8 protein-coding genes are annotated in these 13,620 nt (G+C 51.5%); 7 read left to right on the top strand and 1 reads right to left on the bottom strand.

Going from position 1 to position 13,620, the window contains the following annotated elements; translation table 11 throughout:
- The first annotated feature begins 34 nt into the window (after positions 1-34).
- Positions 35-1,105 (top strand): 3-isopropylmalate dehydrogenase, encoded by a 1,071-nt coding sequence (gene leuB / locus FAH66_RS03830; protein ID WP_137040746.1) that lies wholly within the window; start codon positions 35-37, stop codon positions 1,103-1,105.
- 134 nt (positions 1,106-1,239) lie between these two features.
- On the opposite strand, the gene FAH66_RS03825 is transcribed toward leuB, so the two are convergent.
- Positions 1,240-2,649 carry a DEAD/DEAH box helicase gene (locus tag FAH66_RS03825; RefSeq protein ID WP_137040745.1) on the bottom strand — a complete coding sequence of 470 codons (1,410 nt, stop codon included), beginning with the start codon at positions 2,647-2,649 and terminating at the stop codon, positions 1,240-1,242.
- A gap of 335 nt (positions 2,650-2,984) precedes the next feature.
- Between FAH66_RS03825 and FAH66_RS03820 the strand changes: the two genes are divergently transcribed.
- The 6 genes from FAH66_RS03820 (at position 2,985) to FAH66_RS03795 (ending at position 13,612) form a co-directional block, all read left to right on the top strand.
- Positions 2,985-3,929: a class I SAM-dependent methyltransferase gene (locus FAH66_RS03820; protein ID WP_137040744.1), complete on the top strand. Its 945-nt coding sequence runs from the start codon at positions 2,985-2,987 to the stop codon at positions 3,927-3,929.
- A gap of 112 nt (positions 3,930-4,041) precedes the next feature.
- Positions 4,042-5,223, top strand: coding sequence for an aspartate aminotransferase family protein (locus FAH66_RS03815; RefSeq protein WP_137040743.1), 1,182 nt, complete (start codon positions 4,042-4,044; stop codon positions 5,221-5,223).
- Between the two features lie 226 nt (positions 5,224-5,449).
- Positions 5,450-6,385 (top strand): dihydroorotate oxidase, encoded by a 936-nt coding sequence (locus FAH66_RS03810; RefSeq protein ID WP_137040742.1) that lies wholly within the window; start codon positions 5,450-5,452, stop codon positions 6,383-6,385.
- A gap of 91 nt (positions 6,386-6,476) precedes the next feature.
- Positions 6,477-8,477 carry a DNA helicase Rep gene (rep, locus tag FAH66_RS03805; protein ID WP_137040741.1) on the top strand — a complete coding sequence of 667 codons (2,001 nt, stop codon included), beginning with the start codon at positions 6,477-6,479 and terminating at the stop codon, positions 8,475-8,477.
- Positions 8,478-8,783: 306 nt separating this feature from the next.
- On the top strand, positions 8,784-12,680 hold the full coding sequence (gene purL / locus FAH66_RS03800) for a phosphoribosylformylglycinamidine synthase (RefSeq protein ID WP_137040740.1): 3,897 nt from the start codon (positions 8,784-8,786) through the stop codon (positions 12,678-12,680).
- Positions 12,681-12,805: 125 nt separating this feature from the next.
- Positions 12,806-13,612 carry an HNH endonuclease gene (locus FAH66_RS03795; RefSeq protein ID WP_137040739.1) on the top strand — a complete coding sequence of 269 codons (807 nt, stop codon included), beginning with the start codon at positions 12,806-12,808 and terminating at the stop codon, positions 13,610-13,612.
- Positions 13,613-13,620 lie beyond the last annotated feature (8 nt).

The raw sequence follows: 13,620 nt of genomic DNA, 5'->3' as shown, positions 1-13,620 counted from the left end.
CTTTACCTAAAACCTTCCCATAAGGAAATCCGAAATGACCAAACATATCGCTATCTTGCGCGGCGACGGCATCGGCCCTGAAATCGTTGCAGAAACCGTCCGTGTACTCGACAAACTTATCGAACAAGGTTTGGATGTCAGCTACGAATACGCACCTTTGGGCGGCGAAGCCTATGACGAATACGGCCATCCTTATCCAGAATTCACGCAAAACCTTTGCCGTAAAGCCGATGCCGTCCTGCTTGGTGCAGTCGGTTCTCCTCAATACGACAATCTCGACCGTCCGCTGCGCCCTGAACGCGGCTTGTTGGCCATCCGTAAAGACTTGAATCTGTTTGCCAACCTGCGCCCTGCCATTTTGTATAAAGAGCTGGCCAATGCTTCTACTTTGAAACCGGAAATTGTAGCCGGCCTCGACATCCTTATCGTACGCGAACTGACCGGCGATATTTACTTTGGCGAACCGCGCGGCATCCGTGTTTTGGAAAACGGCGAACGCGAAGGCTACAACACCATGAAATACAGCGAAAGCGAAATCCGCCGTATTGCCCACGTTGCCTTCCAATCCGCCCAAAAACGCAGCAAAAAAGTCTGCTCCGTAGGCAAAGCCAACGTTTTGGAAACCACCGAACTGTGGCGCGAAATCTTTGAAGAAATCGGCAAAGAATACTCTGATGTCGAGCTTTCCCATATGTACGTCGACAATGCTGCCATGCAATTGGTACGCGCCCCCAAACAATTTGACGTGATTGCCACCGGCAACATCTTCGGCGACATCCTCTCTGACGAAGCGTCCATGCTGACCGGTTCCATTGGGATGCTGCCTTCCGCTTCTTTGGACGAAAACGGCAAAGGCCTGTACGAACCGTCTCACGGCTCTGCTCCAGACATTGCCGGTCAAAACAAAGCCAATCCGCTGGCGACCGTATTGTCCCTCGCCATGCTGCTGCGTTACAGCCTGAACGACGAAGCACGCGCGCAACAAGTTGAAAACGCCGTACAAAAAGTACTGCAACAAGGCTTGCGTACCGGCGACATTTACGAAGAAGGTACCAAACTGGTTTCCTGCTCCGAAATGGGCGATGCCGTATTGGCCGCTTTGTAAGAGGCCGTCTGAAAAAGCGTGGGATCAATTCCACGCTTTTTTATATGCGAAAACTCGAAACCATAAAAAAGAGCGTGTCTTCACACGCCCTTTCGTTTTATCGTCTTATTTCAGACGGCCTTAGATTGAAGCAATCAACCTTTTTTGTGTTTGCCGCCAAAGCTGTCGTTAGACTTGTGCTTGCCTTTAAAGCCTTCGCCGCCTTTTTTGAAACCGTCAGACTTCTTGAAACCGTCTTTCTTAAAGCCATCTTTCTTGAAACCGTCTTTTTTATGACCTTCGCCGCGTGATTTGCCGCCGAAGCCTTCTTTAGCCGGGTTCTTATCGCCGCGCCAGCCGCCGGATTTACGATCGCCCCAGCCGCCTTTACCTTTCGGTTTGCCACCGGCAGATTTGCGTTTACGTGTCGGCTCCATGCCTTCGATGGTCAGCTCAGGTAATTTGCGGCCGATGTATTTTTCAATTTTGTGTACTTTGACGTATTCGTTCACTTCGGCAAAAGTAATCGCAATACCGGTACGGCCTGCGCGACCGGTACGGCCGATGCGGTGAACATAGTCTTCAGCCTGTTTTGGCAAGTCGTAGTTGATAACGTGGGTAATGGTTGGTACGTCGATACCGCGTGCGGCAACGTCGGTGGCAACCAAAATTTTGCAGCGGCCTTTGCGCAAGTCCATCAGCGTGCGGTTACGCCAGCCTTGCGGCATATCGCCGTGCAGGCAGTTGGCGGCAAAACCTTTTTCGTACAATTCATCCGCGATGACTTCGGTCATGGCTTTAGTGGATGTAAAGATCACGCATTGGTCGATGTTGGCATCGCGCAGGATGTGGTCGAGCAGGCGGTTTTTATGGCGCATATCGTCGCAGTACAACAGCTGCTCTTCGATTTTGCCTTGGTCATCCACGCGCTCGACTTCGACGACTTCAGGGTCTTTGGTCAGTTTGCGCGCCAGTTTGCCCACCGCGCCGTCCCAAGTGGCGGAGAACAACAAAGTCTGACGATCGCTCGGCGTCGCTTCCACGATGGTTTCGATGTCGTCGATAAAGCCCATGTCCAGCATACGGTCGGCTTCGTCCAGAATCAGCACTTCCAAACGATCAAAATCAACTTTACCGCTCTGCATCAAGTCCATCAGACGGCCCGGAGTAGCGACAATCAGGTCAACCGGTTTGCTCAAAGCACGGGTTTGATAGCCGAAAGATGCACCGCCGACAATGCTGACAGTACGGAACCAGCGCATATTTTTGGCATACGCCAGCGCATTTTTTTCCACTTGAGCCGCCAGTTCGCGGGTCGGGGTCAACACCAAAGCGCGCGGGCCTTTGCCTGGTTTTTCGCTGCGCTTGGTCAGTTTTTGCAAAGTCGGCAGCAGGAAAGCTGCGGTTTTGCCTGAACCGGTTTGTGCCGAAGCCATAATGTCGCGGCCGTCCAAAGCAAACGGAATCGCCTGCGCCTGAATCGGGGTCGGGCTTTCATAACCCTCGCTGCGTACGGCAGACAAAATGTTTTTATCAAGGTTCAAATCGGCAAATTTAATAGACATATCTATCCTAAGAGACAACAACGCGCACGCCTGAACAATTTCAGACGACCTGAAGCAAAGGAAAGTAACGATACGGGAAATGTGAAGTTACAGGGTTGTCGCAAGCATCTTGCTTGTGGTTAACATCGACGACAACCTGCACAGAAAGGCTTGGCAAATCAGCAAGCAATAAAAGAAACACGCCCGAAACGGCGGTTTAGGTTGGATGACGATGGCTTCGTATCAAAAGACGAACGGCGGATAATATAGATTTTATGGATAACAGTCAAGCAAAAAGACATCAAGTGCGTTAAAATCCAAACCCTTCCCAATACTTATTCAGGCCGTCTGAAACCATGACCGACATTACCCCCTTTGCCAACCGCTTGGGCAAAAACATCAAACATCTTATGAAATGGGCAAAACGCAACAATATCGAAGCCTGGCGCATTTACGACCGCGATATTCCCCAATTTCCCTTTGCCGTCGATGTTTACGGCGACCAAATCCATCTTCAGGAATACGATACCGGCTGGCTGATGCAGCACGAAGAATACGAAGCATGGCTTGAGGATGTATTGGAAGCCATCGGTTTTGTGACCGGTTTTGCGCCCGAACAAATCCACCTCAAGCGCCGTGAACGTCAAAAAGGCCTGCAGCAATACGAGAAAACCGGCAAAACCGGCGACGATTTCGTCATCACTGAAAACGGCCGCAAGTTTTGGGTCAACCTCGACAAATACCTCGATACCGGCCTTTTCCTCGACCACCGCAACACGCGCAAAAAAGTCGGCGAAACCGCAACAGGCAAACGCTTCCTCAACCTGTTTTCCTACACCGGCAGCTTCACCGTCTATGCAGCCACCGGCGGCGCGGCATCCAGCGAAACCGTCGATTTATCCAACACTTATCTCGATTGGGCAAAACGCAATTTCGAACTCAACAGCATCAGCCCCGAACAACACAAAATCGTCCGCGCCGACGTGTTCCAATACCTGCAAAACGCCGCCGCCGAAGGCAAACAGTTCGATCTTATCGTCATGGATCCGCCCAGCTTCTCCAACAGCAAAAAGATGCTCGACATCCTCGACATCCAGCGTGACCACAAAAAGCTGATTGACGGCGCGATGAACCTACTCGCTTCAGACGGCATTTTGTACTTCTCCAACAACTTGCGCAGCTTCGTCTTGGACGATTCGGTATCGGAGCAATACGCCGTCAAAGACATTTCCAAACAATCCGTTCCCGACGATTTCCGCAACAAAAAAATCCATCAATGCTGGGAAATCAAGCATAAATAAGCATCAGGCCGTCTGAAAGCCAGTTTTCAGACGGCCTGATTACCATATTGAATCTCTCAATCAATAGGCGCATAATTTAAGAGATTGTTGACAATATCAAAAGGAAAAGAACATGCAAAACTACCTGACACCCAATTTCTCATTCGCCCCCATGATTCCGGAACGCGCGCTCGGCAGCTGGGTTTGGGATACCGAAGGACGAGAATACATTGACCTGTCAGGCGGTATTGCCGTGAACGCGCTGGGCCATTGTCATCCCGATTTGGTCGTAGCCTTGGCCGAACAATCGCAAAAACTCTGGCACATTTCCAATATCTACACCACCCAACCGGCGCAAGAATTGGCCCAAAAATTGGTCAAAAACACCTTTGCCGACAAAGTGTTTTTCTGCAATTCCGGCGCAGAAGCCAATGAAGCCGCGCTAAAACTGGCGCGCAAATACGGCCGCGATCATTTTGGAGAACACAAAACCGAAATCATCTCCTGCCTCAACAGCTTTCACGGCCGCACCCTGTTTACCGTATCCGTCGGCGGCCAGCCCAAATACAGCAAAGACTACGCGCCGCTGCCGGCCGGCATTACTCACGTTCCCTTCAATGATGTTGCCGCATTGGAAGCAGCCGTCAGCGACAAAACCTGCGCCGTGATTATCGAGCCGATTCAAGGCGAAAGCGGCATCCTGCCTGCCACCCAAGAATATCTGCAAGCCGCACGCCGTTTGTGCGACAAACATGGTGCTTTGCTAATTTTGGACGAAGTGCAAACCGGCATGGGTCATACGGGCAAACTGTTTGCCTACGAGCATTACGGCGTGACACCCGATGTTCTCAGCTCTGCCAAAGCCTTGGGCGGCGGCTTCCCTATTGGCGCGATTCTGACAACCGATAATATCGCCCCAACCTTCGGCCCCGGAACACATGGCTCGACCTTTGGCGGCAATCCGATGGCGTGCGCGGTCGGCAGCCGTGCGTTTGACATCATCAATACGCCCGAAACATTGGCACACGTTCAGCAACAAGGCCAAAAACTTCAGACGGCCTTGCGTGAAATAGGCGAAAAGACCGGCGTATTTAAAGAAGTCCGCGGCATGGGCCTACTGCTCGGCTGCGTGTTGGCAGACGAATACGCAGGCAAGGCATCGGAAATTACCGCCGCTGCTTTGAAACACGGCCTGATGGTACTGGTTGCCGGTGCCAATGTGGTGCGCTTTGCCCCCAGCCTACTGCTGAACGATGAAGACATGGCCGAAGGCTTGAAACGTTTTGAAGCGGCCTTAGCCGAATGGTTGGCCTGATTTCAAAACCCAATATCCAAATCAGCCGACAGCTTTTGTTCCTAATTGATGCCATATAGTGAAGGCCGTCTGAAAGACTATTTTGAGTTTTTCAGACGGCTTTTTTTCAATATTGAAAACAACATCCGCCTACATGCTTTGTCATTTGATGTTTGTTAAAAATCGTACCGCCTCTTCATGTTACGCTTGGCAAACAATTTGATTTTGCAAAGAAAAGGAACAGGAGATGGTATCGTTGAAAACCCAAATCGCCGGTTTTTCTTTTGACAACTGTCTGATGAATGCTGCTGGTGTGTCGTGTATGACTGTCGAGGAATTGGAAGCAGTCAGACAGTCTTCGGCAGGCACTTTCATTACCAAGACCGCAACGCTTACCCCTCGTCAAGGCAATCCCGAGCCGCGTTATCGGGACGTCTCTCTCGGCAGTATCAATTCGATGGGTTTGCCGAATCAAGGCATTGATTACTATTTGGATTACCTGCTTACCCTTCAAGAGTCTCAGCCGGAACGGACATTTTTCCTATCACTGGTCGGCCTGTCACCCGGCGAAACACATATCCTGTTGAAAAAGGTGCAAAACAGCGGGTTCAACGGCATTACCGAACTCAACCTATCCTGCCCAAACGTCGCCGGCAAACCGCAAATCGCCTACGACTTTGAAACCACCGAGACGATTTTGGATAATGCCTTTACCTACTTCGACAAGCCCTTGGGCATCAAATTGCCGCCATATTTCGATATTGCCCATTTCGATCAGGCCGCGAAAGTGTTCAACCACTATCCCTTAAAATTCGTCAACTGTGTCAACTCCATCGGAAACGGTATGTATATCGAAGACGAATCCGTCGTGATCCGCCCGAAAAACGGCTTCGGCGGCATAGGCGGCCAATACATCAAACCGACTGCGCTCGCCAATGTCCACGCGTTCTATCAAAGACTGGATCCACCTATCCAAGTCATCGGAACGGGCGGCGTTTACAGCGGCCATGATGCGTTTGAACACATCTTGTGCGGCGCAAGCATGGTGCAGATCGGCACGGCGCTACACCAGCAAGGCGTGGACATTTTTGAACGGGTTTCCCTTGAATTTAAAGCCATCATGGCGCAAAAAGGCTACGAAAAACTGGAAGACTTCAAAGGCAAATTGAAATATTTTGCATAAGGTTTACTCTAAAAAAACGCCCAAGGCCGTCTGAAAATTTCAGATGGCCTTGTTGTATAATTGCTCCCCACATTACCCGTCTTCCCCTTCAATGAAACTCAACCCCCAACAGCAAGCCGCGGTCAAATATCTAGGCGGCCCCCTGCTCGTCCTTGCCGGCGCAGGCAGCGGCAAAACCGGCGTGATTACGCAAAAAATCAAGCATTTGATTGTCAATATCGGCTATTTGCCGCATACCGTCGCCGCGATTACCTTCACCAACAAAGCCGCCACGGAAATGCAGGAACGCGTTGCCAAAATGCTGCCCAAGTCGCAAACGCGCGGGCTGACGATTTGCACCTTCCACTCTTTGGGCATGAAGATTCTGCGCGAAGAGGCAAACCATATCGGTTACAAAAAAAATTTTTCCATCCTCGACTCTACCGATAGCGCCAAAATCATCGGCGAGCTCTTAGGCGGTACGGGCAAAGAAGCCATATTCAAAGCGCAGCATCAAATCTCCCTTTGGAAAAACGATTTAAAAACGCCTGAAGAGGCAGTTCAGACGGCCGCTAATGTGTGGGAACAACAAACAGCACGCGTCTATGCGAGTTATCAGGAAACCCTGCAAAGCTATCAGGCGGTGGACTTCGACGACTTAATCCGCCTGCCCGCCGTGCTGTTGCAGCAAAACAGCGAGGTGCGCAACAAATGGCAGCGGCGGCTGCGTTATTTGTTGGTTGACGAATGCCAAGATACGAATACCTGCCAATTTACGTTGATGAAACTTCTGACCGGTGCAGAAGGCATGTTTACCGCCGTCGGCGACGACGACCAATCCATCTACGCATGGCGCGGCGCGAACATGGAAAACCTGCGCAAAATGCAGGAAGACTATCCGCAGATGAAAGTCATCAAATTGGAGCAAAACTACCGCTCCACCGCGCGGATTCTCAAAATCGCCAACAAAGTGATTGAAAACAACCCCAAGCTGTTCACGAAAAAACTTTGGTCACAGTTCGGCGAAGGCGAAATCGTCAAAGTCGTTGCCTGCCAAAACGAGCAACACGAAGCCGACTGGGTCGTCAGCCAAATCGTCAAACAAAAGCTGGTCGGCGGCGATAAAACCCAATATGCCGATTTCGCCGTGTTATACCGTGGCAACCATCAGGCGCGGATTTTTGAAGAAGCCTTGCGCAGCGCGCGCGTTCCCTACCAACTCTCCGGCGGACAAAGCTTTTTCGACAAAGCCGAAATCAAAGACGTTTTGTCCTATTTGCGCCTGCTTGCCAATCCCAATGACGATCCTGCCTTCCTGCGCGCCGTCACCACGCCCAAACGTGGTATTGGCGACGTGACTCTGGGCAAGCTCAATACCTACGCACACGAACACGAATGCAGCCTATATGAAGCCGCGCAAACAGAAGAAGCGCTTGCCCTGTTGAACCATACCAACCGCCAACACCTGCAAGCTTTCATGGATATGATTGAAAACTACCGTGCCAAAGCCGAAACCAGCGAAGCAGGCGAGCTTATTCATAACCTGCTGAAAGAAATCGACTACGAAAACCACCTATTGGCCAACGAAGAAGGCAAAGCAGGCGAAATCAAATGGCGCAACGTCAGCGACCTGACCGGCTGGTTGGAACGCAAAGGCGAGCAAGATGGTAAAAACATCATCGAGCTTGCCCAAACCATCGCCCTGATGACGCTTTTGGAGGGCAAAAGCGAAGAAGAAGTCGATGCTGTCAAACTCTCCACCCTGCACGCTTCCAAAGGTTTAGAATACCCCTACGTTTTCCTTGTCGGTTGCGAAGAAGGCATCCTGCCGCACAACGACAGCATCGAAGAAGACAACGTCGAAGAAGAACGCCGCCTGATGTACGTCGGCATCACCCGCGCCAAACGCCAGCTTACGCTGACCCACTGCGTCAAACGCAAAAAACAAGGCACATGGCAGTTCCCCGAGCCGAGCCGTTTCATAGACGAAATGCCGCAGGAAGACATCAAAATCCTAGGCCGCAAAGGCGGCGAGCCGATTGTGAGTAAGGAAGAGGGAAAAAGTAATTTAGCAGGATTGCTGGATATGCTGGGAAACAAAAGAAAAGGATAAAGCCAGGCCGTCTGAAAGCAATGTTTCAGACGGCCTTATTGTCAGCAAAATGTCAAAGTCAACAATTAAATAATTTTTACTTTATCCCTTTACGCCCATCTATCCCCATTCCTTCCGATTCTTCAAAAATAAACAAAAATAATCTAATAATCAGGTACAAAATAAAAAACTGGGCAGCACGATTGCCTTATTCCCCTTCAATTTACAAGCAAAAATTGTCAACACTTGAAGTATAAATTCACAAGCAAAATTGCATTTTTCAGGTATAATAATGGATTCCCCAACTGCATTTTGTGAGCTGAATCCATGTCTGTTGTTCTGCCCTTGCGCGGTGTAACCGCCCTTTCCGATTTCCGTGTTGAAAAACTCTTTCAAAAAGCAGCCGCCCTCGGCCTGCCCGAAGTCAAATTAAGCAGCGAATTTTGGTATTTTGTCGGTAGCGAAAAAACACTTGATGCCGAGACTGTCGAAAAACTGCAAGCCTTGTTGGCGGCGCAAAGCGTTGAACAAACGCCCGAAGCGCGCGAGGGCTTGCATTTATTTTTGGTAACGCCCCGTTTGGGTACGATTTCACCGTGGGCCTCCAAGGCAACCAATATCGCGGAAAACTGCGGTTTGGAAGGTATAGAGCGCATCGAACGCGGCATGGCGGTGTGGCTGGAAGGTCGTCTGAATGATGAACAGAAACAGCAATGGGCGGCTTTGCTGCACGACCGCATGACCGAATCCGTGCTGCCCGATTTTCAGACGGCCTCCAAATTATTCCACCATCTCGAATCCGAAACCTTCTCTACCGTCGATGTTTTGGGCGGCGGTAAAGAGGCTTTGGTCAAAGCCAATACCGAAATGGGTTTGGCACTCTCCACCGACGAAATCGATTATCTGGTTGAGAACTATCAGGCTTTGCAGCGCAATCCGTCCGATGTGGAGCTGATGATGTTCGCGCAGGCAAACAGCGAACACTGCCGCCACAAAATCTTCAACGCCGATTTCATCCTCAACGGCGAAAAACAGCCGAAATCGCTCTTCGGCATGATACGCGACACGCACAACGCGCATCCCGAAGGCACGGTCGTTGCCTATAAAGACAATTCATCCGTGATTGAAGGCGCGAAAATCGAGCGTTTCTATCCGAATGCGGCGGAAAACCAAGGCTACCGCTTCCACGAGGAAGACACGCATATCATCATGAAAGTGGAAACGCACAACCACCCGACCGCCATCGCGCCGTTTGCGGGCGCGGCAACAGGCGCGGGCGGCGAAATCCGCGACGAAGGTGCAACGGGCAAAGGTTCGCGTCCGAAAGCGGGCTTGACCGGCTTTACCGTCTCCAACCTGAATATTCCGGGCTTGGAACAGCCTTGGGAACAAGCCTACGGCAAACCCGGCCATATTGCTTCCCCTTTAGACATCATGATTGAAGGCCCCATCGGCGGCGCGGCGTTCAACAACGAATTCGGCCGTCCGAACCTCTTGGGCTACTTCCGCACTTTTGAAGAAAAGTTTGACGGTCAGGTTCGCGGCTACCACAAACCGATTATGATTGCGGGCGGTCTGGGCAGTATTCAGGCGCAGCAGACGCATAAAGACGAAATCCCCGAAGGCGCGTTGCTGATCCAACTGGGCGGCCCGGGTATGCTTATCGGCTTGGGCGGCGGCGCGGCTTCTTCGATGGATACCGGCACAAACGACGCGTCTTTAGACTTCAACTCCGTACAACGCGGCAACCCCGAAATCGAACGCCGCGCGCAGGAAGTGATCGACCGCTGCTGGCAGCTCGGCGACAAAAACCCGATTATCTCCATCCACGACGTTGGCGCGGGCGGCTTGTCCAACGCCTTCCCCGAACTCGTCAACGATGCCGGACGCGGCGCGGTATTCAAGCTGCGCGAAGTGCCGCTGGAAGAACACGGTCTCAACCCGCTGCAAATCTGGTGCAACGAATCGCAAGAGCGTTATGTGTTGTCGATTTTGGAAAAAGATTTGGACACCTTCCGCGCCATCTGCGAACGCGAACGCTGCCCGTTTGCCGTGGTCGGCACGGCGACCGACGACGGCCATTTGAAAGTACGCGACGACTTGTTCTCCAACAATCCCGTCGATTTGCCGCTGAACGTCTTGCTCGGCAAACCGCCCAAAACCACACGCAGCGACAAAACCGTGAGGTCGTCTGAAAAACCGTTTAACGCCGGCGATATCGACATCACCGAAGCCGCCTACCGCGTTCTGCGCCTGCCCACCGTAGCCGCCAAAAACTTCCTGATTACCATCGGCGACCGCAGCGTCGGCGGCATGACCCACCGCGACCAAATGGTCGGCAAATACCAAACGCCCGTAGCCGACTGCGCCGTTACCATGATGGGCTTCAACACCTATCGCGGCGAAGCGATGTCTATGGGCGAAAAACCGACCATCGCCCTGTTTGACGCACCTGCTTCAGGCAGAATGTGTGTCGGCGAAGCTATCACCAACATCGCGGCGGTCAACATCGGCGACATCGGCAACATCAAACTTTCCGCCAACTGGATGGCGGCGTGCGGCAACGAGGGCGAAGACGAAAAACTCTACCGCACCGTCGAAGCCGTCTCCCAAGCCTGTCAGGCATTGGATTTGAGCATTCCGGTAGGTAAAGACAGCCTGTCGATGAAAACCGTTTGGCAGGACGGCGAAGAGAAAAAATCCGTCGTCTCGCCGTTGAGCCTGATTATCTCCGCGTTCGCGCCAGCTCAAGACGTACGCAAAACCGTTACGCCCGAATTGAAAAACGTCGAAGACAGCGTATTGCTGTTTGTCGATTTGGGCTTCGGCAAAGCGCGTATGGGCGGCTCGGCGTTCGGTCAGGTGTACAACAATATGAGCGGCGACGCGCCCGATTTGGACGATACAGGTCGTCTGAAAGCGTTTTACAACGTGATTCAGCAGCTTGTCGCCGAAGACAAACTCTTGGCGTATCACGACCGCAGCGACGGCGGCTTGTTTGCAACGTTGGTGGAAATGGCGTTTGCGGCACGGTGCGGCTTGAATGTGGATTTGACTTCACTGGTTGCCAACCAAGCCGACGTCAACGAAGCCAGCATCCGCGCATTGTTCAATGAAGAACTGGGCGCAGTGATTCAAATTGCCAAACAAGATGTTGCGGCAGCAGAAGCCTTGTTCAAAGCGGCAGCGCTGCCCTTGCATACCGTTGCCACCATCGGTTCTGACGAAAAAATCGTTATCCGCAATCAGGCAGGCATCGTGTTGGAACAAGACCGCGCCGACCTGCAACGCGCATGGCAGGAAACCAGCCACGCCATCCAACGCCTGCGCGACAACCCCGCCTGCGCCGACAGCGAGTTCGCCCTGATTGGCGACAACGACCGCAGCGCATTGTTTACCGACGTGAAGTTTGATGTGAACGAAGACATCGCCGCGCCTTTCGTCAACAGCGGCGCGAAACCCAAAATCGCCATCCTGCGCGAACAGGGCGTGAACGGGCAAATCGAAATGGCAGCCGCCTTCACCCGCGCCGGATTCGATGCCTACGACGTGCATATGTCCGACCTGATGGCAGGCCGCGTCCACCTTGCCGACTTCAAAATGCTGGCGGCGTGCGGCGGCTTCAGTTACGGCGACGTACTCGGCGCGGGCGAAGGCTGGGCGAAATCCATCCTGTTCCACCCCGCCTTACGCGACCAGTTCGCCGCCTTCTTCGCCGATCCGAACACGCTGACATTGGGCGTGTGCAACGGCTGTCAAATGGTCAGCAACCTTGCCGAGATTATCCCGGGCGCAGAAACATGGCCTAAATTCAAACGCAACTTGAGCGAACAGTTTGAAGCGCGCCTGAGCATGGTTCACGTCCCCAAATCAGCCTCCCTGATTCTGAACGAAATGCAAGGCTCCAGCCTGCCCGTCGTCGTCAGCCACGGCGAAGGCCGTGCCGACTTCGCGCTGCACGGCGGCAACATTTCAGACGACCTCGGCATCGCACTGCAATACGTCGACGGACAAAACCAGGTTACCCAAACCTACCCGCTCAACCCCAACGGCTCGCCGCAAGGCATCGCCGGCGTTACCAACGCCGACGGCCGCGTCACCATCATGATGCCCCACCCCGAACGCGTGTACCGCGCCGCACAAATGAGCTGGAAACCGGAAGACTGGACGGAACTCTCCGGCTGGTACCGTTTGTTTGCAGGGGCAAGGAAAGCTTTGGGCTAAATCGTGCCCTGATTGACTGATCGGCAAGAAAAGGTCGTCTGAAAACCTCAAATTAAGATTTTCAGACGACCTTTTTGAAAATAAACAACTTCATAGACATTATGGAAAACAATTTGGAGAAACTTATGTCTGATATAAAAATTTTTAAAGATATGCCGGATGATGATGACTATATTAAATGGATTGATGAAAACCCAAATGGATTTGTATTAAATATACATAGGCGTAAAAACCCTTCTAATATTCATAAGAGTCATCCCAGAATACATTTTGCTAATTGTCACCACCTAAATGATAGACCGGGAGAAAGTACAACTGAAAAATATTTCAAAGTTTGCTCAAACTCCATTGAAGAACTTGAACAATGGAGCTGGATTGAATACCAAAAAGGACTAAATCCATGCAAAACCTGTAAGGATAAAGGGTTACCGGTAGAACAGCTCACAGGAATACAAAATTTTCAGGCAGCTTCTGCCTTATCCTTAAAATCTGATATATACAAACTCGAAAAACGTTTAGCATCCGAAACCAATCCAGAAAAGCGAACCGAAATTGAGACTTTGATAAAAGCCCGTCAAGGGCAAGGCAGATTCCGGAAAAAACTACTCGAACTGTATCTGAACTGCCCGCTAACAGGTCTAGATGTTCAGTCTTTACTCATTGCCAGCCATATTAAACCTTGGAGCAAGTGCAATAATGAAGAGAGGTTAGATCCCTTCAATGGTCTGATGCTCGCACCCAATATTGACGCATTATTCGATAGCGGACTGATTACGTTTGAGACCGACGGTACGATAAAAATCAGTCCGAAAATCGATCCGGGAAATCAAAAGCGGCTTGGGATTTTTCCCGATATGCAATTAAAAATCGAACCTGAAAGCGAAAAATATTTCGAGTATCACCGCAACCATGTCTTCCAAAAAGAAGAATAGATAGTGTT

The sequence above is a fragment of the Neisseria subflava genome (assembly GCF_005221305.1).
Lineage (GTDB): Bacteria > Pseudomonadota > Gammaproteobacteria > Burkholderiales > Neisseriaceae > Neisseria > Neisseria subflava.
The sequence above is the reverse complement of the archived record's forward strand: the minus strand, read 5'-3'. Positions and strand labels throughout refer to the sequence as shown.

Excerpts from the sequence above, each read along its gene's own strand:
- leuB (WP_137040746.1), top strand. The coding sequence starts at position 35 with ATGACCAAACATATCGCTATCTTGCGCGGCGACGGCATCGGCCCTGAA.
- FAH66_RS03825 (WP_137040745.1), bottom strand. The coding sequence starts at position 2,649 with ATGTCTATTAAATTTGCCGATTTGAACCTTGATAAAAACATTTTGTCT.
- FAH66_RS03820 (WP_137040744.1), top strand. The coding sequence starts at position 2,985 with ATGACCGACATTACCCCCTTTGCCAACCGCTTGGGCAAAAACATCAAA.
- FAH66_RS03815 (WP_137040743.1), top strand. The coding sequence starts at position 4,042 with ATGCAAAACTACCTGACACCCAATTTCTCATTCGCCCCCATGATTCCG.
- FAH66_RS03810 (WP_137040742.1), top strand. The coding sequence starts at position 5,450 with ATGGTATCGTTGAAAACCCAAATCGCCGGTTTTTCTTTTGACAACTGT.
- rep (WP_137040741.1), top strand. The coding sequence starts at position 6,477 with ATGAAACTCAACCCCCAACAGCAAGCCGCGGTCAAATATCTAGGCGGC.
- purL (WP_137040740.1), top strand. The coding sequence starts at position 8,784 with ATGTCTGTTGTTCTGCCCTTGCGCGGTGTAACCGCCCTTTCCGATTTC.
- FAH66_RS03795 (WP_137040739.1), top strand. The coding sequence starts at position 12,806 with ATGTCTGATATAAAAATTTTTAAAGATATGCCGGATGATGATGACTAT.